General features: G+C 56.7%; 18 protein-coding genes and 4 pseudogenes. 17 read left to right on the forward strand and 5 right to left on the reverse strand.

Annotated features, from left to right (window positions below):
• Positions 1–427 precede the first annotated feature (427 nt).
• Both NCR35_RS20310 and NCR35_RS20315 read left to right on the forward strand, forming a co-directional pair.
• Positions 428–1099, forward strand: a complete 672-nt coding sequence (locus NCR35_RS20310; protein ID WP_029672341.1) for a heavy metal response regulator transcription factor — start codon at positions 428–430, stop codon at positions 1097–1099.
• Positions 1096–2517, forward strand: a complete 1422-nt coding sequence (locus NCR35_RS20315; protein ID WP_034472854.1) for a heavy metal sensor histidine kinase — start codon at positions 1096–1098, stop codon at positions 2515–2517. Before NCR35_RS20310 ends, NCR35_RS20315 begins: the two co-directional genes overlap by 4 nt.
• Positions 2518–2964: 447 nt before the next feature.
• Here the strand turns inward: NCR35_RS20315 and NCR35_RS20320 are convergent, their stop codons facing one another.
• Positions 2965–3381 (reverse strand): DUF411 domain-containing protein, encoded by a 417-nt coding sequence (locus NCR35_RS20320; protein WP_029672339.1) that lies wholly within the window; start codon positions 3379–3381, stop codon positions 2965–2967.
• A 438-nt stretch (positions 3382–3819) separates the two neighbouring features.
• Here NCR35_RS20320 and NCR35_RS20325 point away from each other — a divergent pair, with 438 nt between their 5' ends.
• The 6 genes and pseudogenes from NCR35_RS20325 to NCR35_RS20350 all read left to right on the forward strand — a co-directional run bounded on the left by NCR35_RS20325 (position 3820) and on the right by NCR35_RS20350 (position 9027).
• A complete protein-coding gene (locus NCR35_RS20325) occupies positions 3820–4146 on the forward strand; it encodes a DUF4148 domain-containing protein (protein ID WP_233392123.1) in 327 nt (108 codons plus the stop codon).
• 677 nt (positions 4147–4823) lie between these two features.
• Positions 4824–5024: a heavy-metal-associated domain-containing protein gene (locus NCR35_RS20330; protein ID WP_029672337.1), complete on the forward strand. Its 201-nt coding sequence runs from the start codon at positions 4824–4826 to the stop codon at positions 5022–5024.
• Positions 5025–5050: 26 nt separating this feature from the next.
• Positions 5051–6004, forward strand: a complete 954-nt coding sequence (locus NCR35_RS20335; protein WP_250535775.1) for a YVTN family beta-propeller repeat protein — start codon at positions 5051–5053, stop codon at positions 6002–6004.
• A 21-nt stretch (positions 6005–6025) separates the two neighbouring features.
• Entirely contained in the window at positions 6026–7234 is a 1209-nt protein-coding gene (locus NCR35_RS20340) for a permease (RefSeq protein WP_029672335.1), read from the forward strand.
• Positions 7235–7257: 23 nt separating this feature from the next.
• Positions 7258–7656, forward strand: coding sequence for a CopM family metallochaperone (gene copM / locus NCR35_RS20345; protein WP_029672334.1), 399 nt, complete (start codon positions 7258–7260; stop codon positions 7654–7656).
• A gap of 65 nt (positions 7657–7721) precedes the next feature.
• Positions 7722–9027 (forward strand): annotated as a pseudogene (locus NCR35_RS20350) (Nramp family divalent metal transporter).
• 33 nt (positions 9028–9060) lie between these two features.
• Here NCR35_RS20350 and cadR read toward each other — a convergent pair.
• Entirely contained in the window at positions 9061–9492 is a 432-nt protein-coding gene (gene cadR / locus NCR35_RS20355) for a Cd(II)/Pb(II)-responsive transcriptional regulator (protein ID WP_033536745.1), read from the reverse strand.
• Positions 9493–9573: 81 nt separating this feature from the next.
• Between cadR and NCR35_RS20360 the strand changes: the two genes are divergently transcribed.
• From NCR35_RS20360 to istB, 7 genes and pseudogenes are all read left to right on the forward strand, one after another.
• Positions 9574–11964, forward strand: a complete 2391-nt coding sequence (locus NCR35_RS20360) for a heavy metal translocating P-type ATPase (protein WP_375294348.1) — start codon at positions 9574–9576, stop codon at positions 11962–11964.
• An 855-nt stretch (positions 11965–12819) separates the two neighbouring features.
• Positions 12820–13404 (forward strand): annotated as a pseudogene (gene istA, locus NCR35_RS20365) (IS21 family transposase); the annotation flags it as partial.
• 163 nt (positions 13405–13567) lie between these two features.
• Positions 13568–13999 (forward strand): hypothetical protein, encoded by a 432-nt coding sequence (locus tag NCR35_RS20370; RefSeq protein WP_029672327.1) that lies wholly within the window; start codon positions 13568–13570, stop codon positions 13997–13999.
• Between the two features lie 32 nt (positions 14000–14031).
• Positions 14032–14793 (forward strand): tyrosine-type recombinase/integrase, encoded by a 762-nt coding sequence (locus NCR35_RS20375; RefSeq protein ID WP_144403836.1) that lies wholly within the window; start codon positions 14032–14034, stop codon positions 14791–14793.
• Positions 14790–15788 (forward strand): tyrosine-type recombinase/integrase, encoded by a 999-nt coding sequence (locus NCR35_RS20380; protein WP_029672325.1) that lies wholly within the window; start codon positions 14790–14792, stop codon positions 15786–15788. Before NCR35_RS20375 ends, NCR35_RS20380 begins: the two co-directional genes overlap by 4 nt.
• An 86-nt stretch (positions 15789–15874) precedes the next feature.
• Positions 15875–16813: pseudogene (locus NCR35_RS20385) on the forward strand (Mu transposase domain-containing protein); the annotation flags it as partial.
• A complete protein-coding gene (istB, locus tag NCR35_RS20390) occupies positions 16797–17612 on the forward strand; it encodes an IS21-like element helper ATPase IstB (RefSeq protein ID WP_375294349.1) in 816 nt (271 codons plus the stop codon). The pseudogene NCR35_RS20385 and the gene istB, both read left to right, overlap by 17 nt.
• Positions 17613–17713: 101 nt before the next feature.
• Here the strand turns inward: istB and NCR35_RS20395 are convergent.
• Positions 17714–18127 (reverse strand): annotated as a pseudogene (locus NCR35_RS20395) (DUF4158 domain-containing protein); the annotation flags it as partial.
• Between the two features lie 576 nt (positions 18128–18703).
• Here NCR35_RS20395 and NCR35_RS20400 point away from each other — a divergent pair.
• Complete coding sequence (locus NCR35_RS20400; RefSeq protein ID WP_033537010.1) at positions 18704–18886, forward strand: thioredoxin fold domain-containing protein; 183 nt, start codon at positions 18704–18706, stop codon at positions 18884–18886.
• Between the two features lie 138 nt (positions 18887–19024).
• Here the strand turns inward: NCR35_RS20400 and NCR35_RS20405 are convergent, their stop codons facing one another.
• Positions 19025–19297 (reverse strand): DUF4148 domain-containing protein, encoded by a 273-nt coding sequence (locus NCR35_RS20405; protein ID WP_033537011.1) that lies wholly within the window; start codon positions 19295–19297, stop codon positions 19025–19027.
• Between the two features lie 872 nt (positions 19298–20169).
• On the opposite strand from NCR35_RS20405, the gene NCR35_RS20410 reads away from it, so the two are divergent.
• Positions 20170–20442 carry a DUF4148 domain-containing protein gene (locus tag NCR35_RS20410; protein ID WP_075583537.1) on the forward strand — a complete coding sequence of 91 codons (273 nt, stop codon included), beginning with the start codon at positions 20170–20172 and terminating at the stop codon, positions 20440–20442.
• Between the two features lie 100 nt (positions 20443–20542).
• On the opposite strand, the gene NCR35_RS20415 is transcribed toward NCR35_RS20410, so the two are convergent.
• Entirely contained in the window at positions 20543–21952 is a 1410-nt protein-coding gene (locus NCR35_RS20415; protein ID WP_033537034.1) for a heavy metal sensor histidine kinase, read from the reverse strand.
• Positions 21953–21968: the final 16 nt, after the last annotated feature.

The following is a 21968-nucleotide window of genomic DNA, read 5'->3' on the forward strand; positions in this document are numbered from 1 at the left end:
ATGGGCGTCGTGATGATGCTGGGCGGAGCCGACGGCGGCGACGGAGTCCGACGCTGCATCAAACAAGTGAGTTGCACGGAAATGACTAACGGAGGAACTCCCTCCGCTAGTCCGCGAAAGTTCGCAGCTCAGCGGTGTGCCCGCGAATGCCCGAGCCGACAGGCTGAGCATCAGCAGAACGACAGTAAGGAATTGGCGCCAGTTTGTCATGAGGCAAGAGTCTAGCACGCGGGTTTATACCCGTTGCAAGCTACGGCGGATTAGTTGACAGGACGATACACAGGTGAGCATGACGCGACCGTGGCTCGAAAATGACCAAGCTGTAATGGAAGACCCTAAAATTACCGAAATGTCATTTTCGCGTCATGTGCTTGACTGACAGCCGTTGCTAACCTTACCGACGCCCTCTGCGATTGAAAGGCTCAATATGCGCATACTCCTCGTCGAAGACGAACAAAAAATGACGTCATATCTGCATAAGGGGTTAACCGAGGCGAGCTTCAACGTCGACGTTGCATCAAACGGAAAGGACGGCCTTTTCCTCGCCTTGCATGAAGACTTTGATATTGTCGTCCTAGACGTGATGCTTCCCCAATTAGACGGCTTCGAAGTGCTTCGCCGGTTGAGGCAACAAAAATCGACACCGGTGCTCCTTCTTACTGCCCGGGACACGGTGGAGGACAAGGTCAAAGGGCTCGAGTTGGGGGCCGACGATTATCTTTCAAAGCCATTCGCGTACGCGGAGTTCCTGGCGCGCGTCAAGTCTTTGCTTCGACGCTCGCCGCGCGGAGCGCGCGACGTAATCAACATCGCTGACCTCGAAATTGAACTCTTCAAGCGACGCGCCCGTCGTGGAAACGTTCGTATTGATTTGACAGCCCAGGAATTCGCGCTCCTTCAATTGCTGGCAGAGCGCCAAGGAGAGGTGCTGACGCGTACCTTCATCACGTCCCAACTCTGGGACATGAATTTCGACAGCGACACAAACGTCGTCGACGTCGCCGTTAAGCGCCTGCGGGCCAAAATCGATGCTCCTTTTGAAAGAAAACTGCTCCATACAGTGCGCGGCATGGGCTACGTACTGGAGGAGCGCACATGAAGGCGGATGGGCAGCATTATTCACTGTCCGGCCGCCTTGCGCTCGCCTTCCTCGGCGTCGCGGCGATGGTATTCGCGTTAATGGGTGCGTTCCTGTATACGTCGCTCTCATCAGAACTTCAGCGACGCGATGATATCGAGATTGACGGAAAGCTCAGTCAGTTCCGACAACTCATTCACAACACCGGGACAGTCGCAGGCGTCCGCGACGCCAGCAATATGTTTCACGAAATTCTGCTATCTCATCCGGGCGTATATTTGACGGTCCTGGACCGAGCGGGCGCGATAGTGGTTCAACACCCGGAAACGCCCGGTGGTCTGTTGTCCGCTTACGAGCCGCGGCGACTGCAAGGGTTCCCTTACACGTGCTCGCCCGAAGCGATTGGGTCTGCAAGATGCATTTTTTCAAGCGAGACCCTGCCCTCCGGGGAGACCGTGCGCATACTTCTCGCGCGCAGTGCTTCTGACAGAGTTTCCCTGCTGGCTAGTTACCGCTTGGACGTTTGGGCTGCGGCGGCAATTGGTTCGGCGCTGGTAGGACTTCTTGGTTATCTCGTGGCGAGGCGCGGACTTACGCCGGTGAAAAGTATTGGCCGCCAGGCGTCTCGCATCGAGGCGCACAACTTGAGTGAACGACTCAATATTGAGCGCGGCCCAGTCGAATTGCACGAAATAGCGCACTCGGTAAATCGAATGCTGGACCGCTTGGAGCGCGCGTTCGTCCGGTTGTCGCAATTTTCATCGGACCTCGCTCATGACATGCGCACGCCGCTCGCGAACGTAATCAGCTCTTCGCAAATCACGCTATCCAAGACCAGGAGCGTTGAGGAGTATGAAGCGCTTCTCGACTCCAACATCGAAGAGTGCGAGCGGCTTCAGCGCATGATTGGAAATATGCTGTTCCTTGCTCGGACCGATAATGCTCAGCAAGCCATCACGACTGTCGATGTAGATATCGCTTCAGAGCTTCGACGGCTCGCGTCCTATTTTGACGGTCTAGCCGAGGAACGCGGCAATTCGCTACGCGTTCAGGGCGACGGTACTATTCGCGCCGATACAACGATGTTTCGACGAGCAGTTAGTAATCTTGTAAGCAATGCCTTGGACCATGCATCTCCCGGTTCCACCATCGAGTTGCGAGGTTCCAACGGGCGCGGTTATACCGCCGTCTCCGTTACTAACGAAGGCGTCGAAATACCCGCCACGGACGTCGAAAAGATATTCGACCGATTCTATCGGCTAGACCCTGCCCGACACGATTCCGGGAAGAATGCGGGTTTGGGCCTTGCCATCGTCAAATCTATTATGGAACTGCACCGCGGCAAAATTGACGTGCAAAGTGCCGCTGGTCGGACGACGTTTACTCTATATTTCCCAACGAGCGATTCTGCTGCAATCAATGAGGTCGTCCCCGCCTGAAAACGTTGTCAGCATTGTTTCTCGAATAGGCTTGTCGCGCCAAGGGTAGCCCGGAGCAGAATTTGTGATTGTACTAAACCCGACGAATGCACGCCTGAGTTTCGTCGACATGAAGAGTTAGAAAGTGGACGATTCGTGTTGGCAAGGAGCCGCAAGACTTGTCGCGGCTCAGAGCAACAAATCCCGTCGCTGCTCCCGTAGGACATTAAATTGCCCTGCGACCATGAGCGGTGATTCGCAAAGTATCCTTGAAACATCACGAGCGATGCACAAATGGGGAATTCGCCAGCCATGATTGATTGCTCGTTGCCATCCCTGCAGAATGACGGAGCAATCCTGGCCGGCCGCGAGGGCAAATCGGCGATTAAATGCGCCTGGAGCAGCTAACCGCGAGAGAGCTCGCCGCGTGCTTGAATCACGCATCTGACACCTCGCCCTTCGTTCGGGTCAGTCCTGCGAGAATTTTTCTCCGGAGAAGTCAACGGTGACCAATTTCCCATCCATTTTTCCCATGCCAGGAGAATTCATCGGCATTCCCGGCGCGGCGACACCGCGCACTGCCCGTTGAGCAACTAACTTTTTTATAGCTGATGCAGGAACGTGGCCTTCAATGACTTGATTCGTGGCGCTCACGACAGCGGTATGGCAGGAACGCACGAAGGTCGGTACGCTTAGCTGGTCCTTAACCGCTTGAAGGTTGCTCGTATCAACGACGTTAGTCGCGAAACCCGCAGTCCTTACATGTTTAACCCAACCTTCGCAGCAGGCACAATCAGGGCTTTTATATATCGTGACCGTGACAGCCGCGGCATGCGCTATCGGCGCTCCAAGCATAAAAGCCGCTGTGATAAAAAGACGTTTCATGTTCGCTTCCGAAAATCCGAACTGCTTCTGAAACGTTATATTAGCGGAATTGCGAGGACCGCGACACCGAGAAAAAGCGACGTGGCGTCGCACCCGGCAGATTGACGGTAACTCGAGCGTCTCTCACCGGCTATTAAGAGCTGTCAGGTCAACCGGGCGACGCGCTATTCTTGTTACTGCTATCCTCGGGGCTAAAGTCCGGCTTAGGACGCTTCTACTTTTTTGTCCCGTACTAGGTAATTCTTGGTTCTCCTGGCAACTGCCCCCGTCGTCTACATCAAACAAAATAACCTTGCTCACCATAAACAGCGAAGCTTGGGCTAGCGACCGTTACTTCCATCGTTTGCTCTCTCTTTTTCTATGAGAGAGGTGTCGGCAAAAAATTACAGTCAAATGGCAGTTTTATCATTTTCGCGTCATCGTGAAGCAGCTTCGGACTTGTACACTGAAGAGAAGGCCAATATGAATTTTGGTCAACGGAAGAATGCGATGAAACTCATTATTGCAATCGCGACGCTCATGCTGCTGACAGTAGGAGTCAATGGCGTAGCCTATGGCGATGAAGGTCCGTTGAACCGGGGGAAAACGCGCGAGGAGGTTCGGCGTGAACTCGTCCAGGCCTACAAGGATGGTATTTTGCCTTTTCGACGGTCGGAGTACCCGCCTAGCGCGGCTTCCATGAAAAAGAACAAGGACGCATACGCTCGCGCTCACCCTGAGAAGACTTTAGAGTTCGACACGCCCAGCAAAGCAACAAGTCACTGAACCCGATTGTGCTGCACCTGAGCACCGCGCTTTCCGCTGTTTTAAACGTTCGCGCCAGCCGTGATATGTTCTTTTTGTGGTTTTAGACAAAAAACTTTAGCGAGCTCAACATACATTTGGTTTTTGCTCGGAGCACCTGCCACCCGGTCACTTCAGCGCAACGGATGGTCTTCGGTTTGATGCTCCGCTTCAATTTGATGCTCATTCCTCGGCGGCTGACTTCTGTGCGATGACGAGCCGTTGCAGGTTAAGAGAATCGCTCACGTTGCCGCCGATGCCATCCTGTTCCGTCGGTCGTAACCAATCTCATTTCGGTCGCCGCCAGCATGCTCAATGGGCTTCAATTTACGTCGGTGCGTCCTATTCGAGAAGTTGTCCGCTATCAAGGAAACAAAGTTGGGCCCGCGATTGCGCTCAGGCATGTCGAGAAAATCCCGAGCGCGGTCTAAAGATGGACGCTTCAAGGCGGAAGTCACCGGAAAACACAGGCTTGAAGCTTGCTAGCGTGAAACCTGTCGCGGGACTCCATCAGGGAAAGCGGACGCCACGAGGCCTTGGCGTTGCATTTCCCGCGGTTCCTGCGCGTGAATTGGAAGACATGCGCAATCGGAGAACAAGCTTGACCTTCCCGCAATGGGAAGGTTCAGCATCAGAGCTTCTAACTGCTGGAGCCAGCAATGAAATTCGAAGTCAAGGACATGTCATGTGGCGGATGTGCGAGCGCCATCACGCAAGCCATCACGCGGGAGGACGCCGCAGCCAGTGTGGCAATCGACGTGGCCGGCAAGGTTGTCGAGGTCGATTCGACCGTGTCCCAGGAACTGGTCATGGCAGCAATCGAAGCCGCGGGTTTTCATCCCACGGTGCTCGCTTCATGAAGCCGAGCATATCTCCGATGCGATATATGCTTGGCGCTCTTGCCGTCGCGATACTCGCAAGTACACCCGCCTTGGCGGAGAACGTCATCGTTCTAAACTCGGCGGACGCGAGTGTAAGTCTCATCGACCAGGCGAGTCAGAAAGTCGTTGACACTTTCCCGGTCGGTAAAGAGCCGCACCATCTGATGGCGACGCCAGACAACCAGTCTCTGATTGTCGCAAACTCGGTGGGCAATAACCTCGTGTTTCTGGACCCGAAAACAGGTAAGACTCAGAGGTGGGTTCCCGACATCGAAGACCCATATCAGCTTGGCTTTTCTTACGACCGGAAGTGGTTCGTCACCAACGGACTGCGTCTTGACCGTGTGGATATTTACCACTACGACGGCAAGAATGTCTCGCTCGCCAAGCGGGTGCCGCTCGCTAAGATGCCAAGCCACATGATTTTCACGGCCGACAGCAAGATTGTCTTCGTCACGTTGCAGGAGTCCGGAGAAGTTGCCGCCATCGACCTTGCGACACAGACAGTGCTGTGGAAGATGTCTGTTGGCAAAGCGCCGGCAGGACTGTGGCTCACGCCCGGCGACAAGTATCTGCTGATTGGCATGACCGGTGCTGACTATGTGGCCGTCATTGACTGGCGGGCGCGCAAAATCGTGAAGACAATTCACACGGATAGAGGGGCGCACAACTTCCGCTCCCTTGCCGACGGCCAACATGTGCTCGTGACGAATCGGGTCGGCAATACCATCAGCATCCTAGACCAGAACACGCTGACTAATGTGGGAACCATCGCAGGGTTGCTGCCCGGGCCCGATGACATGGAGCTCACGCCCGACCGGCGATACCTGTGGGTCACGTTCCGTTTCACGCGCTATGTCGGCGTTATCGACATGAAGACGTTGAAGCTCGTGAACACTATCAAGGTCGGGAAATCACCGCACGGCATTTACTTCTATAACCGCGCACCGCTGATGTAGCAGTCTTCGCAGGAGGTTGCGATGCAGATTGTCACTGCCCTCGGTCACGCGTTGTGGATGTCCTTCACAATGTTGTGGCAGATATTCTGGGGGCTGAGTCTCGGCTTCCTGTTTTCCGCTTTGATTGAAGTCGCTGTCTCCAAGTCGGAGATGTCGAAGCTTCTTCCGAATGCGTCCGCCGGGTCGCTGACAACTGCCAGTCTGCTCGGCGCTGCCTCGTCCTCCTGCTCCTATGCCGCCGTCGCGATGACCCGCTCCATCGTGCGCAAGGGAGGCGACTTCACGGCCGCGATGGCGTTCCAGTTCGCAGCAACCAATCTCGTGCTCGAGCTCGGCGTGCTGATGTGGGTGCTGATTACCTGGCAGTTCGCAGCCGCTGAGTTCATCGGCGGCCCAGTCATGATTGTCGTCTTGTCGCTACTCTTCCGATTCTTTCTCAAGGGCTCGCTGAAAAGCGAGGCTATCGAACAGGCGAACGAGGGTATTGCCGGCAGCATGGAGGGTCACGCCGCCATGTCGATGAGCAAACAGCAAGGGACCTGGAAGCAACGTCTCGCTTCCAGAGAGGGTTGGATAGCCATCAGTCACGGCTACGTGATGAACTGGTCGATGCTTTGGCGCGATATTGCAATAGGGTTGCTTATCGCGGGCGCGCTCGGCGCATGGGTGCCGGACAGCTTCTGGCAGAAATTCTTCCTCGTCAGCCACCCTACGGTCGCGATGATTTGGGGCGCGTTTGTAGGCCCGCTGATTGCCGTTGCGTCGTTCACCTGTTCCGTGGGTAACGTGCCGCTCGCAGCAGTACTGTGGAACGGTGGCATCAGCTTCGGTGGCGTCGCTTCTTTCATCTTTGGCGACCTCATCATTCTCCCCATCCTCAACATCTACAGGAAATACTACGGCGGCCGCATGACGGTGTTCCTCGCTGTGACCTTCTATCTTTCAATGGTTTCAGCGGCACTCGTGGTCGAAGGGCTTTTCCAGTCGCTCGGGTGGGTGCCGAGCGAACGCCACACGGCAGTCGTCGACGCAGCGATTACATTCAACTACACGACCGTACTCGACATCATCTTTGGTGCAATCTTCATCGTCTTGACAGTCGTATTTTTCAGGACAGGTGGTCCGGAGATGATGCGCATGATGGAGGGCGACCATCACGAGCACGGCGCTCACGGGCATCACTCTGGACATGCCGATGCGCATCATCATCGCCAGGACCCATCCAACTGATTTCACTTGCAAGGAGCTCCAGCATGAAATACGTAACCTTCCTCAATGTCATCTCCGTCTGTGCTGGCGTGGCCCTCTCGGGCGCTTCGCTCGCGGTGCACGCACAGCAGAGTGCGTCGATGCCCGCCATGAGTATGGCCGGGTCGACCGCCGGTGATTCGAACCCTGCAACCCATGCCTTCAAGGAGGGCGGCGAACAGATGATGAAAAACATGAGTGCTCCGCCCTACACGGGCAACACCGACAAGGACTTTGTGGCGCACATGATTCCCCATCACCAAGGCGCCGTGGATATGGCGAAGGTGGAGTTGAAGTACGGAAAGGACCCCGACATGAAGCGACTGGCCAAGAACATTATCAAGGCACAAGATGAGGAGATTGCTTACATGAAGAGGTGGCAAGCCAAGCACGCTGGCGAATGATGTGTCAGCGTGCAGGCGGACTGCTGACGTGCAGCGCGTGCATCAGATGACAGGCTGGAGTGGTAATGGACGACCGTGCCCGTCGCAAGGACAGACGTAAAACCCTGACGGAGCAAACGAAGTCGGCGATGCGAGAGCGGCTCGAAGGGCGAGGCGCGCGGGTGTTCCTGCCGTTTTTTGGCCCGGCGGTCGTCGTCTCAATCGCCTACATGGACCCAGGGAATTTCGCGACGAACATTCAGGCTGGCGCGAAGTACGGCTATACGCTCCTCTGGGTTGTGCTGTTGGCGAATCTAATAGCCATGCTGTTTCAGGCGCTTTCGGCGAAGCTGGGGATAGTTACCGGACGAAACCTCGCTGAGCTCTGCCGCGAACACTTTCCGAAGTCCCTCGTCCTTCTCATGTGGGGCGTGAGCGAGGTGGCCGCGATGGCCACGGATTTGGCCGAGTTTCTGGGCGGGCGGAGCAGTCGGTCTATCCCTGCTGTTCCACATGCCTTTGTTTGTCAGCATGGTTGTCACCGCTCTCGTGACCTACGCGCTTCTGTTGTTTGAGCGCGCCGGTTTCCGTCCGCTCGAACTTGCAATCGGGGGGCTGGTGGGCGTGATTGGCTTGTCTTACCTAGCCGAACTGTTCATCGTACGGGTCGCCTGGCCAGAAGTCTTCACGCATACCTTTTCGCCACGTCTTCCAGATTCAGAAGCTCTCACTATTGCTGTCGGCATCATTGGTGCCACCGTCATGCCACATGCGTTGTTCCTCCATTCTGGGTTAACTCAAAGGCGCATGCTCCCAGAGACAGAAGCTGAACGCACCACGCTACTGGCGTATTCGAACCTCGAGGTGGTCATCGCGCTGAGCACTGCCGGCCTTATCAATATGGCCATGGTCATCATGGCTTCCGGCGCATTCCACGAGGGACACCCTGATGTCGCCGAAATCGAGACGGCATATCACACATTGGCACCGCTGCTGGGCATTGGCGCTGCAGGCATTTTTCTACTTGCCCTAATCGCCTCCGGGATATCAAGCTCGGTCGTGGGAACGATGGCCGGCCAGATGATTATGCAGGGATTCGTTGGCTTTCGTATCCCGCTATGGGTGCGGAGGGTCGTGACCATGTTGCCCAGTTTTGCGGTAGTCGGCTTCGGCGTAAATGCTACAACTGCGCTCGTCATCAGTCAGGTCGTGTTGAGCCTGGCGTTGCCGTTTCCGATGCTGGCGCTGCTATGGTTTAGTAGCCGACAGGACATCATGGGTGTCCGCAAGAATAGCGCATCTACGACCATACTGGCCGCGGGGGCAGCGGTCATCGTCCTGGCACTCAACGCGTTCTTGTTGCTGCAAACGTTCGGATTAGCACGAGGATAATCGCGGCTCGTGAGGCCGATGAACCGCTGCCTCCTAGCCCAGATGAGTTCCTCGATGTTTCTCAAGCGTGGTTTCCATCGAGGTTAAACCTTGCATAATTCCACACTCTTTGACCGCCGCGTCGCCCGCGCAACGGGCGCGCAGAGTACCCAGTTGTTCCCGCAGGCGGACAAGTTCTGCGATACGTTCGTCGACATGCGCGATGTGCTCGTCCAGCAGCGAGTCAATGGTGCCGCATCCGATGCTCGGCTCGTACGATGCGGACAGCAGCGCTCGAACTTCATCGTGCGTCATGTCAAGCGCGCGGCAGTTTCGTATGAAGCGGAGACGGTCGATGTGGGCGGGAGTGTAGTTACGATAGTTCGCCTCGGTCCGCTCAGGCGGCGGGAGTAAGCCTTCCTTTTCGTAGAACCGGACCGTGTCTGTTGTGCAGTTGGCCGCCTTTGCCAGTTCGCCAATTCTCATACATCTGTCCCCCAAAAAACCCTTGACCTTGGAGTTCCTCCAAGGTGTTTACTGGGAGCATATACCAAGCGGATAGCAGACATGGAAGATTGTTGCGGTAAAAAAAGCTCGGACATCGCGTTGCAACAGGCCAAAACAAAGCGCGAGACGCACGATGGTTGTTGCCGTGGAAATACCTGCGCAGACATACTCGATGAAGATGCGACAGGACGGGTGCATGACGACGCAGGGCATTCGACCAATCGTCACGTTCATGAGCATCGCCGAGACGCGCAATGTGACCACGTCCATGGACACGACCACGCACCGCATGGTGGGTACAGTAAAGCGCAGCCCGCTCTGGCTGCGCTCACTCAGTCTTCGGCGGTCGGAGGCTTGGTCAGCACTCAGATGCGGATAATGCAGATGGACTGCCCGACGGAGGAAGCGCTCATTCGCAAGAAGCTCGGCGGAATGGCTGAGGTCTCCGAGATGCAATTCAATCTCATGCAGCGGGTCCTCACAGTAGTTCATCGGCCCGACGGTCTCCAAGCAGTCGTCAAAGCGCTTTCGACTCTTGGGTTCACGCCGGAACTCGGCGACGAAGCGGCCGCACGTCACGCTCCGAGGCAGGTCAAGAGGTCCTGGTGGCCATTGGTCATCGCCGGTGTCGCCGCGTTCGGTGCAGAAGTTTCCGACTGGCTCGGTGCGTCAGTGTGGGTCGTAGCAGGGCTTGCCTTGGTGGCCGTTGCGTGTTCCGGTATTGGCACCTACAAGAAGGGCTGGGTCGCCATCAAGAATCTGAACCTGAACATCAACGCGCTGATGAGCATCGCGGTTACGGGCGCGTTGGCCTTAGGCCAATGGCCCGAGGCTGCGATGGTGATGGTGCTGTTCACAATTGCCGAGCTCATCGAGGCGAAATCGCTCGACCGAGCCCGCAACGCAATCGAAGGGTTGATGAGCCTCGCGCCCGAAACCGCGACGGTCAAGCAGGCAGATGGTTCGTGGGTCGACGTTGACGCGGCACGCGTCGACTTGGGCGCGATTGTGCGCGTACGTCCTGGAGAACGTATTGCGCTTGACGGGGCTGTCACAGAGGGGCGTACCACGGTCAACCAGGCACCAATTACTGGCGAAAGTATGTCGGTTGAAAAAGGTCTCGGCGATAACGTCTTCGCAGGCACCATCAACGAATCGGGTTCATTCGAGTTTCAAGTCACCGCTGCGGCGAACAATTCGACGCTCGCGCGCATCATTCATGCGGTCGAGGACGCTCAAGGCACCAAAGCCCCGACGCAGCGATTTGTCGACCAGTTCGCCAAGGTCTACACCCCGATTGTCTTCGTGGTTGCGCTTGGCGTCGCCATCGTTCCGCCGCTCCTTTTCGCCGGCGCATGGTTTGACTGGGTCTACAAGGCACTGGTGCTGCTCGTCATCGCTTGCCCTTGCGCACTTGTGATTTCGACGCCGGTTTCTATAGTTAGTGGTCTTGCTTCCGCTGCTCGCAAAGGCATTCTGGTCAAGGGCGGCACATTCCTCGAGCAGGGTCGGAGGCTTCGTTGGCTTGCACTCGACAAGACGGGCACTATTACCTACGGTAAGCCGGTGCAAGTCGCCTTCGAGCTCCATGCGACCGACATCGAAAGCATGTTCGTGCGCTCTATTGCGGCCAGCTTGTCGAGTCGCTCAGACCATCCTGTCTCGACAGCCATCACGCGAGCAGGAAATGCCGATGGCGTGGCGCGGCTCTCAGTCGAGGAGTTTGAGGCGATTCCTGGACGAGGTATCGCGGGACGCGTGGATGGTCGCCACTACTCCCTCGGTAATCACAGCCTCGTTGAGGAGCTTGGCCGTTGTTCGCAGGAACTCGAGGCTCGACTAGAACCATACGAGCGAGACGGAAAGACTGTGGTTATGCTCGCGGATAACAAGCGTGTGCTTGGTCTCTTTGTTGTTGCCGACACGGTGAAGGAATCGAGCCGCGAAGCAATCTCCGAGCTCCGCGCGCTCGGCGTGCGAACCGCGATGCTCACAGGTGACAACGGACACACTGCGGCAGCGATTGCCAAGGAAGTGGGCGTCGACCGCGCCGAGGGTGACCAGCTTCCCGAGGACAAACTGCGCGTGGTCGAGAGCCTGTCGAGTGTTAATGCGATGGTCGGCATGGTGGGTGACGGCATAAATGATGCACCAGCACTCGCGCGGGCGGACATCGGCTTCGCCATGGGTGCGATGGGTACGGATACCGCTATCGAGACGGCCGACGTCGCGCTGATGGATGACGATTTGCGCAAGATTCCCACGTTCATCCGTCTTTCGAAGGCGACCCACACGGTGTTGGTCCAGAACATCACGTTGGCGCTTGGCATAAAGGCACTCTTTCTTACACTGACCATCGGTGGACTCGGGACGATGTGGATGGCCGTGTTCGCTGACGTGGGAGCGAGCCTGCTCGTCGTTGCGAACGGCTTGCGACTGCTGCGCAAGTAGATTTGGGTAAGGGTCTCTGCTCGGTTGGCGTTCACCACGCGGTCGTCGTCGAAATTGCTCCGCCTGAGGCGCAGATAGTTTGGAGTATGGTTTTGAACCTACCTGACCATCAGAAGATGCCTGTAACACCGCTCGTAAATATCGCGAGTCGTGGCAGAGGAGAAGTCCAACCGCAGATTGCTGTCAAAGATGGACGCTAGAGCGCTGCCGCTCAGCGTGAGGCCAGTCTCAGCTTCGATGACCTTCGAAATCGATAGCGCACGACTTGTCAACATAACCCGGGCTACGACATCTTCGTCGCGCTGCATTGATTTCGACCAGAAAACGGAAGACTCGACGGTATTCTCTGTTGACATCCATCCACCGGTCGCGAATTTGGTCGCAAGGTGGGAGATGACGAGGAAGGTCAGCATCTCTGTTTGCACTTTCAAATTGCCGCTAACAGGAAATGTCATTGGGGACAAAGAGAGGCTTGGTTACGATGAAGTCCATTGTAGGACGCGTTCGACTGAGTTCAAGTCGTCGAAGCCGGCAAATCTACCGCGGCACGACGCATGGACGAAATTGAGTATCCCTGCCTCACACGTTCGGCCTGAACACGGCTCGTTCGGAACTCAGCGGAGGTGAAGACTGCATTTGGGTCTTGCTGCGCATCGGTGCGCACGTCGTGCAGGTACCCGTCGAAAACGGGACCCTAGAAAAAGGCCACACCCTACGCCGGCGGTTGTTCTCGTTGTTCTTGTATGTTGATGCGCGCGCAAAACTGACCCACTTCCGCTAGAAATTTGCATCGAAAATTGACCCACATGTTCAACTTCCTGCTTGGACGCCAAGCAGCAGAACGGAGTGATTACCGTGAGCATGTTGGCCAAGATTCGGCGGATGCATTTCCGCGACGGCGTCCCGCTTCGGGACATTGCGAGACAGACGGGGCTCTCGAGAAACACCATTCGACGTTGGCTGCGCGAGCCCACGACGGGCGAGCCCAAGTATCCGAAACGCGTCAACGACAGCGTTATTGACCCGTGGTCTGAGCAATTAAGGTTGTGGCTGGTCGCCGACACAACGCGACCTAGGCGAGAGCGTCGTTCCGCAACGCAGATATATGAGGATTTGCGCGCGTCCGGTTACGACGGGAGCTACGACCGCGTCTCAGCGTTTGTGCGCAACTGGAAGAAGGCACGCGATGCTGGGGCGCAGCGCGGTGCCTTCGTGCCGCTCGCATTCGAATACGGCGAAGCGTTCCAGTTTGACTGGAGTTGCGAGTATGTCTTTATCGGAGGGCTGAGGCGACGGATAGAAGTTGCCCACATGAAGCTCGCCGCGAGTCGTGCCTTCTGGCTGGTGGCCTATCCGACGCAAAGTCACGAGATGTTGTTCGACGCGCACGCGCGAGCGTTCGTGGCCTTAGGCGGCGTTCCTCGGCGCGGCATCTACGATTTTGTGGCCAGCCACAAAATCGTAGTTTTGTGCCCGGACTCGTTTTGTGCCCTAGCGGCCTGAGACGCGCACCGCGCCTCAAGGCTCGACTGCGAGCGGACACATAACGCAGGTCGGATGGTGGATGATCAATCTCCCTTCCCATTTTGGAACGGAGGTTGTCATGTTGGAGTACTACTACGTCAAGCCGGCCACCGTCGATCGTATTCTGGCCAACGTCGCCGGGGCTTATATCGAGCACTACGTCAGTTGGCTGCGTGCACAGGGCTATGCGGACCGCAACGTTTTCAGACGGGTGCCGATTCTTTGCCAGTTCGGCGAATTCGCAAGCGCCCGCGGCGCAACCGACGGCCAGACTGCGCTGGACCACATTGATGCCTTCGCGCAGCACTGGCTGTCGATTCACGGTAAGTCGTGCAATTCCGATATCGCTCGCGCGAAGGTCGCTTATGACGCGCGTAATCCAGTTCGACAGATGCTGGAGTTGGCGCTGTATGGCAGCGTCGGGCCACATCGTCAACGCAAGCCGTTCCCGTTCGAATCGGAAGCTCCCGGATTTGCTAGCTACTTGCGCGACGAACGCGGGTTAAGATAGACGCCTTCCTCGCTTCACGTCCGCGTGCCCGTGTGCGCAGCTACAACCACCTTGTGGGCGTAACGCGGCGATTCTTCGACTGGGCATCGATCCAAGGAGTGCTCGAGGGCAACCCGGTCAATGCCTGTTCTCGCCGCGTGACCGGCCAGCGCATCCCCTACCTGTTTAGCCTTGACGACGCGAAGCGGTTGCTCGAGGCCGCCCGAGGCATGCGTACCCGGCCGAAGGCGCCACATCGCGCGTTGGTCTACGAGATGGTGTTCGCCTTGCTGTACGGGCTGGGCTTGCGGGTCGGCGAAGTCACCAGGTTGTTGGTGGGGGACGTCGATTTCCAGAGTGCAATGCTGTCGGTGCGGGATACCAAGTTCTATAAGTCCCGGCTTGTGCCGTTTGGTCCACGCATGGGCGAGCGCCTGGCACGCTATGTCGATCGACGCTTCGGCCCGCGCCCCGATCCCGAGGCCCCGCTGTTCACGTTCACCAAGCGCGGAGCCATCCATGAAGGCACGATCAGCCTAACGTTTCACTCGCTACTGCCGCACCTCGAGTTGAACATCCCGAGCGGTGTATGCACCCCACGGCTACACGATCTGAGGCATGCCTTCGCGGTCGGAACCTTGTTGCGTTGGTATCGCTCGGGAATCGATCCGAATTCGCGCTTGATCCATCTGTCAACCTTCCTCGGACATGCAGACCCGGCATCCACTGCCGTGTACCTGACGATCACCGAGGAGTTGTTGCACGAAGCCGACAGACGATTTCGGATGTTCGTACCTGGAGGAGAACAATCATGAGCACCGTCGGGCAGGTGTTGTTCAGCTTCTTCGAAGACTATCTGAAGGTCCAGAAGGGACTACGTCCCGGATCGGTCAGGAGTTACCGAGACACGATCAAGCTGTTCCTCGCCTTCGTTTCTCACGCGCGTCGCAAACCGGTCACTCGTCTCAGTCTGACGGATCTATCATCGCAGAGGGTACTCGAATTCCTGCAGATGATCGAGGTTCAGCGCCACAACAAGCCGCAAACGCGCAACCAGCGCTTGGCCGCGTTGCATACCTTCTATCGCTTTGTGGCGTTACATCACTGCGAGATGTTGGCCGAGGCAGAGCGCGTCGAGGCTATCCCGAACAAGCGGACATCGCCCGCGCCAACGCGCTACTTGGAACACGATGAGATCGACCGGCTATTCCGGACGCTTGCTTCGCAGGGGACGCTGCGCGATCAAGCCTTGCTGATGCTGCTGTACAACACGGGTGCTCGCGTACAGGAGATCGCCGATCTGCGCGTCGGCGATGTCGATCTCGAGGGGCCGCTGCGCGTGCGACTACATGGCAAGGGCGACAAGTGGCGGGGCTGCCCCATCTGGCCCGAAACGGCCGCTTTGCTCAAGGAATTGGATACGGTGCAGGGCGGCGACGCGAAAGCAGCACTCTTCGTTTCGAGTCGACGCCAACCGCTGACGCGCTTTGGTATCTACAAACTCGTCAGGCGGAACACGCAGAACCTTGTGCGAAGCGATGGCCACGATCAAGGCAGGAATATTTCGCCCCATGTGTTTCGACACACGACCGCGGTCCGATTGCTGGAGTCGGGAGTTGAAACCAACGTCATCCGTGCCTGGCTCGGTCATGTCAGTCTCGACACAACTAATCGGTACGCCGAGATCACGATGCGAACCAAGCAAGCCGCTCTCGCAGCATGCATGCCTCCGACGGCTTCGGCGGCATCCCCGCCTCGCGACGGATGGCACCAAGACAAAGACCTGATGAAGTGGCTGCAATCGCTTTGAAGCTTATGTGCCTCGCGGCCGGTGACTCGTCAATGCCGGTGCGCGTCTCAGGCCGCTAGGGCACAAAACGAGTCCGGGCACAAAACTACGACAACATGAAGACCGCCGTCGACAAGGTTGGGCCGGGCAAGGAGAGAGCCATCAATGCGCGGTTCCACGCGATGTGCGGCCACTATCTCTTCGAGCCTGAATTCTGCAACCGAGCGGCCGGCTGGGAGAAAGGCATCGTCGAGAAGAACGTTCAGGACCGGCGCCGACAGATTTGGCACGATGCAATCAATATCCGGTGGGAATCGCTCGAGGTCCTTAACATATGGTTGGCCGAGCGATGCCAACAGGCCTGGAAGCAGCTGAGACATCCACAATGGCCGGAACTGAGCGTCGAAGACGCCTTGGCCGACGAACGTCCACGGCTGATGCAGGTTCCAAAGCCCTTCGACGGCTACATTGAGAAGCCGGTGCGCGTCTCGCCGACGAGTTTGGTGCATCTCGACCGGAACCGTTACAGCGTGCCGACGGAGTATGCCCATCAAATCGTCAGCCTCCGGAGCTATCCAACCTACATCAGCGTCGTGGCGGATGGCGCCGAGATTGCGCGCCATCCACGCAGTTTCGACCGTTATCAAACCTTCTACGACTGGCGGCACTACATCAATCTCGTGGAGCGTAAGCCCGGTTCCTTGCGAAACGGGGCCCCGTTCTTGACGATGCCCGAACCAATGCTTCGTCTGCAGAGACACTTGTTGAAGCAAACCGGTGGCGACCGCGTGATGGTTCAGGTTCTCGCTGCGACTCCCGTTCATGGATTGGAAGCCGTGCTCGTCGCCGTGGAATTAGCGCTCGAGTCCGGACGCCCGAGCGGTGACCATGTCCTCAACATCCTTGCTCGACTAAAAAGTCCGTCGCAGCGTCCGGGTGACGTTGTGAGAACAGCAATCACGCTCAAGGTCGAACCGCTTGCAGACGTTCGCCGTTACGAGCGGCTGCGAGTTACGCGCAATGAGGAGGATGGTCATGTCGAATGAAACAGCTGCACTTCTCAAATCGTTGAAGCTTCACGGAATGGCGCAAGCATGGCCCGAACTGGTAGCGCAGGCGCGTCACAACGACTTCGACCCGGAGCAATTCATGCAGATGCTGCTGAAGGCGGAGACTGCTGAGCGGCAGGTCCGGTCAATCAACTACCAAATGGCCGCAGCTCGTTTCCCTGCCCATCGTGACATCGCCGGGTTCGACTTCGGGCAGGCGAATGTCGATGAAGCTCTTGTGCGAGAACTCCATACTGTTCGATTCTGCGAATCCGCGCAAAACATTGTGTTCATCGGTGGCCCGGGCACAGGAAAGACGCATCTTGCGACGTCCATCGGCATCGAAGCGATACAGCATCACGGGAAGCGAGTTCGATTCTTTACCACCGTTGAGCTTGTGAATCAGCTCGAAGCCGAGAAGGCCGCCGGCAAACCGGGACAGCTGGCGAATCGCTTGATGTACGTCGACGCCATCGTTCTGGACGAGCTGGGCTATCTCCCATTCACTCAAACGGGTGGCGCACTGTTGTTTCATCTCTTCTCGAAACTATACGAGCGTACGAGCATTCTCGTTACGACCAACCTAAGCTTCACCGAATGGTCGAACGTGTTCGGCGACGCGAAGATGACGACTGCGCTGCTTGACCGTCTGACGCACCACTGCCATATCGTCGAAACAGGCAACGATTCTTGGCGCTTCAAAAACAGCACCGCGGGGCAGCCCGCTTCGCGGGCTGCAACCCGGAAAAGCTCACCCAGACGACAAAAAGAGGAGGAAATCGACGCACCAGAATGATGTTTCTGCACATCAGGGGTGGGTCAATTTTAGATGCAAAAAGTGGGGGTGCGGCTTTCGGGGGTGCGGTCGAATTGCTCGCAGAGAAATGGCCGCAAGGCCCGAGAGGGGTGTGTTCTGGAACCAAATTCTAGCCAATCCGTGGTCCGTTGGTGCTCTGAGATCGTGCGGAAGTTCGCGATGATTTGAGCAAATCGTCGATGGTCGGACAGCGTATCGAAGCGTCCGTCGTAGATCGAGCGCAGCGTTCCGAGATCGGGCGGCTGGACATGCAGTTGTCGACCGAGGTGCCGCCACAGCATCGCAGGTATCTGGCGATATGAATCCAGCGATCGGCCGGACATTCGTATGAACCCGACGTGCAACGCAACGGCGAGACGATATAATTCAGATCGCCGCGTCTCGATGAGCGCGATCTCTTGCTTCGAGAACGTGAAGAAAGTGTTGAGTTCAAACTCGCTCAGATCGCGGGGTACTTGACGGATCCCAAGATAGCCTGTTCGCCAGCTTTCCATCGTCTGTGCTCCGCGGCGATCACGAAGCGATCCAGCCTAGCGGCGCAAAATCGGCGGCGCTACGGTACAAATCGGGATGCCGACCTGGCATCGGCTGTCCAGCCGACAGCAACCAGCGGCGATTCTTTACAATTGACATAATGTAGCGCGAAACGAGTCTAGTCAGCGGATGGTTCTTGACATAAGGCCTCCCGAATTAAAATGCGATAAGTTAGGTTATGTAAAATTGCTACGGTATGCGAAGCAGACGGTTTTTTGCTCAGGACGCGCAGCGAAACACCGAGCTTCAGTTTCAGGGTCCGGCTGAATCCGGCGACCCTCCAGCCACGGCGTCTCCGGAGCGTGTTCTCAATTCAGACGCCTTTCCTCGATATTTTGAGACTGCTCGCCAGCCCGCCAACGACGGTGGAACTTGCGACTCAAAGACAGACGCGAAAGTGACCGGCGTTGTTGAATCGGCGTATCAGACGCTCAAGAGGATCATCGGTCTGCCGGGGTCCCGGATGCCCTCTGTTGCCACGACCGCAGCAATCCGTTGCCGATTGAGTTGGAACGCGAGCTGAAGTTGTGATACAGATGCGTCTCGACGTGACGAAGAACACATCGGAGGACTTTGCGATGTTGCGGCGCTTTGGCCTCTTTGGGCCGCCCGCACTGATCTTCTACGACAGTAACGGAAGACAGGAACGCGACGCGCAGCTCGTCGGATTCGTCGGTGCCGATGCGTTCCTGGCGCACCTGAAGAAGTGGGGACAGTGAAATGAAGCCATCTGACGACGTCATGCGGGACCGGTACGACATGGATGATCGTCGGCCCGGTCCCTGCGCACGTGGAAGCGAACCCCATTTATCGGTCCGTTCGGACGGTGCCTACTGACGAGTTACGTTTTTCGCACATTAGCGGCCCGAGATCTGATCGTGTTGATCCGCACTCGGCGATCTTTCACCGGCATGGGTTGTAGCAGCGTGAATCTCTTTGTTGCGCGCAAGTACCGCCTCGGTCGGTGGATATTGAGTCTTGCTTGCCGGTGTGATGCCCTCGTGACGAGCTTGAATGAGTTCTTGACGGACTTGCTCACGCGACTTGGACTGCGCGATCGCCACTTCCGAAACCAGACCCAGCGTCGCACATACAGTCAGCATCGCGCCCACAACCTTCTTCGCATTCATTTCAGTTTCTCCAGGAGTTAATTGCCGAATGGCAATTCTGTGAGTGGATTATGGCAACTGGACGCTTTGCCAACATGATCTGAATATGAAAGTATCGTCATTTTGATCTCATAGACCAGGCTCTGATAGAAGCCTTGCAGAGCGCGTTCGTCTCAAATGAATGAGGGCGATCAAGATTGATTCCTAGTGGACCATTCGCTCGATTACTGCGACCAACTTTCGCTGTGTGCCTTGCCCTTCGCGTTGTGCCCTTTCCCAAGACCTATCCTATAAAACCCGTTCTTCACAACGCCGTCCCTTTCATTCCATTTCAATCGTCAACACGCGGCGCGACGATTCTTGCGTCACTCGGCTCGATCCCGCGGAAAGATACACGGGTGTGCCTTCACGTGCAGATTCGCGCTCGTACAAGGATGCCCCGCATAATCGACTTGGTTGTTGGATGGTAGCGCCGAGGACTTTTGTTTCGTGACGTCGTTGGATGACGGCAACATGTTTGCATCGAACGAACCAAACTGAGCGCATCCCGCAAGGGTAATTGCGGTGATTGCAGTACATGCAACAAGCGTCTTTCTACGCATAAGGTCCACCAATCTGAGTTAATCCTGACTCCACCGCTCTGCTCTCAGAGATCGAGCAGATTTACAGTGTTATGGTGGCTTAGAAGCGAATTGCGGCGATGACGCGGAAATGATATTTTCATCATGTTGGCGTCATCTACGTGCTTGCGAATACGGTGACGAACGGTCCCTCCTTCACTTATCTTCTCTCTAACAGATTTCTCATTTTCGCGTCACGCTGACGAAGGGGCTAACACGCATACTGTTCTCCAAGACGCGCCGATTGGGCGTCTGAATCAACGGAGAAAAGAGATGAAAGCAATCAAATTCGCAGCGTTGCTTGTTACCGCGTCTGTCACGCTCGGCGCAATTTCAAACGTTGCTATGGCGCAAGGTAAGTCACGCGCACAAGTCCATCAGGAGCTTGTCCAGGCTCAGCACGAGGGCGTTGTGCCGACGAGCAAGACCCAGTATCCGCCTACTGAAGCGCAAGTCGCTCGCAATAAGCAAGTGCACGCCACGTCTCGACATGCTGGCGAAGTAACGCCAAACGTGGATCATCACGACTCGGTTGCTGCTCGATAGCGCCGTCTGATCGCAAATAACGCGCGCGTGATTGAGCTCTGCGCGCGTTCGCTTTTTCTCGGTCGACGGCGATAAACCACTTCAACGCGTTGATTGAAAATCAGAGCGCAGGTGGGACGTCTCGAATACGTTGGATCGGAAAGCTAACCCAGAACCTTGTTTTGACATGGGGTTGACTCTCGACTCCGCAGTTTCCCCCGTGACTGCCAGCAATAGATTTCACAATAGCGAGACCGAGACCAGAGCTGGATGATCGCGAATGGCGAGAGGGATCGACACGGTAGAACCTGTCAAAGATGCGATCCACGTGTACCGGTTCGATTCCTGGTCCGGTGTCCGTGACGCTAATGACAGACTGGTCGCCGCGTTCCTCGCAACTAACATCGATTGTGCTACCAGAAGGCGCATGAGCGATCGCATTGGAGACGAGATTGCTCAGCGCTCGTTGAAAAAGAAGCAGATCAGCATCTATACGCGCGTGTCCAGAAATGCGGATACTCAAATCTGTGTCCTCCGCCAACGACTCATAGAAGCCCGCTACCCTGCCTGCCTCCAATGCTCCATCGAGCCGTCTGATCTTCAGCATTGCATCAGCTTGTTCGGCACGCGCGATGAAAAGCATATCTTCGATCATTCGCGAGAGGCGTTGATACTCGTCGATGCTCGATTCAATTACGTCCTTATAATCTTGCGCGGAACGCTCGTGGGTCAAGGCAACTTGTGCCGCCGCCTGTAAGTTGGTGAGCGGGGTGCGCATGTCATGCGCAAGGTTTGACGAAAACTCGCTTAAACGCGTGAACGACTCGTTGAGCCGTTCGACCATGCCGTTGAAGGCGAGTTCGAGTTCCTTGAGCTCACCGGACGTATCCAGTGACGGCAAGGGATGCGCGAGTCTCGAAGTGGACATCTGCTCGGCGCGAGCGGCGAGCTGCCTCAAGGGTTTTAGGCCAAATCTGGCAATCCCGTATGCGAGCGCTGAGGCGAGCATCACCCCGAGTACTTCGATCACAATGATCGTATAAGCATAAGCTCGAAGAAGTTCTGCATCATTCTTGCCGTCGTACTGCAGCACGACGCGAACACTCTCGCCAGGCGAAGCGTTTAGCGGCGTCGCGGCGGTGAGATAGCGCTTCTTGGAGTTCGATCTGTCAAGGCTAACCGCGTAGGGCGACCGCTTGGCGATCATCGGCGTGGACGGTTGGAACCCGGGCGTCTGAAGCAACCGTGCTCCTTTACTATCGTAGATCGCCATGGCCATGTTGGGGTGATCATGAAGCTGATCCGTCCACATCTCCGGATTGCGCGCGATCTCGTCCGCGGTTTTGATCTCGTCGAAGTGGCTCCTGAGCGCCGTCAGAATGCTCGACATCTGCTCGGTCGCGGTCCATTCAATACGGCTTCGCAAAGCCTCGTAGAGCGCCAGGCCGCTCAAAGCGAGCACAGTCGAAGTGGACACGACGATCAGGACGGTCAACCTGGCGCGCAGGGTTCTCGGAAAGTCGCGCTTCATCGTCTGACGCTTGAGG

It is taken from the genome of Caballeronia sp. AZ10_KS36 (assembly GCF_023631105.1).
Lineage (GTDB): Bacteria > Pseudomonadota > Gammaproteobacteria > Burkholderiales > Burkholderiaceae > Caballeronia.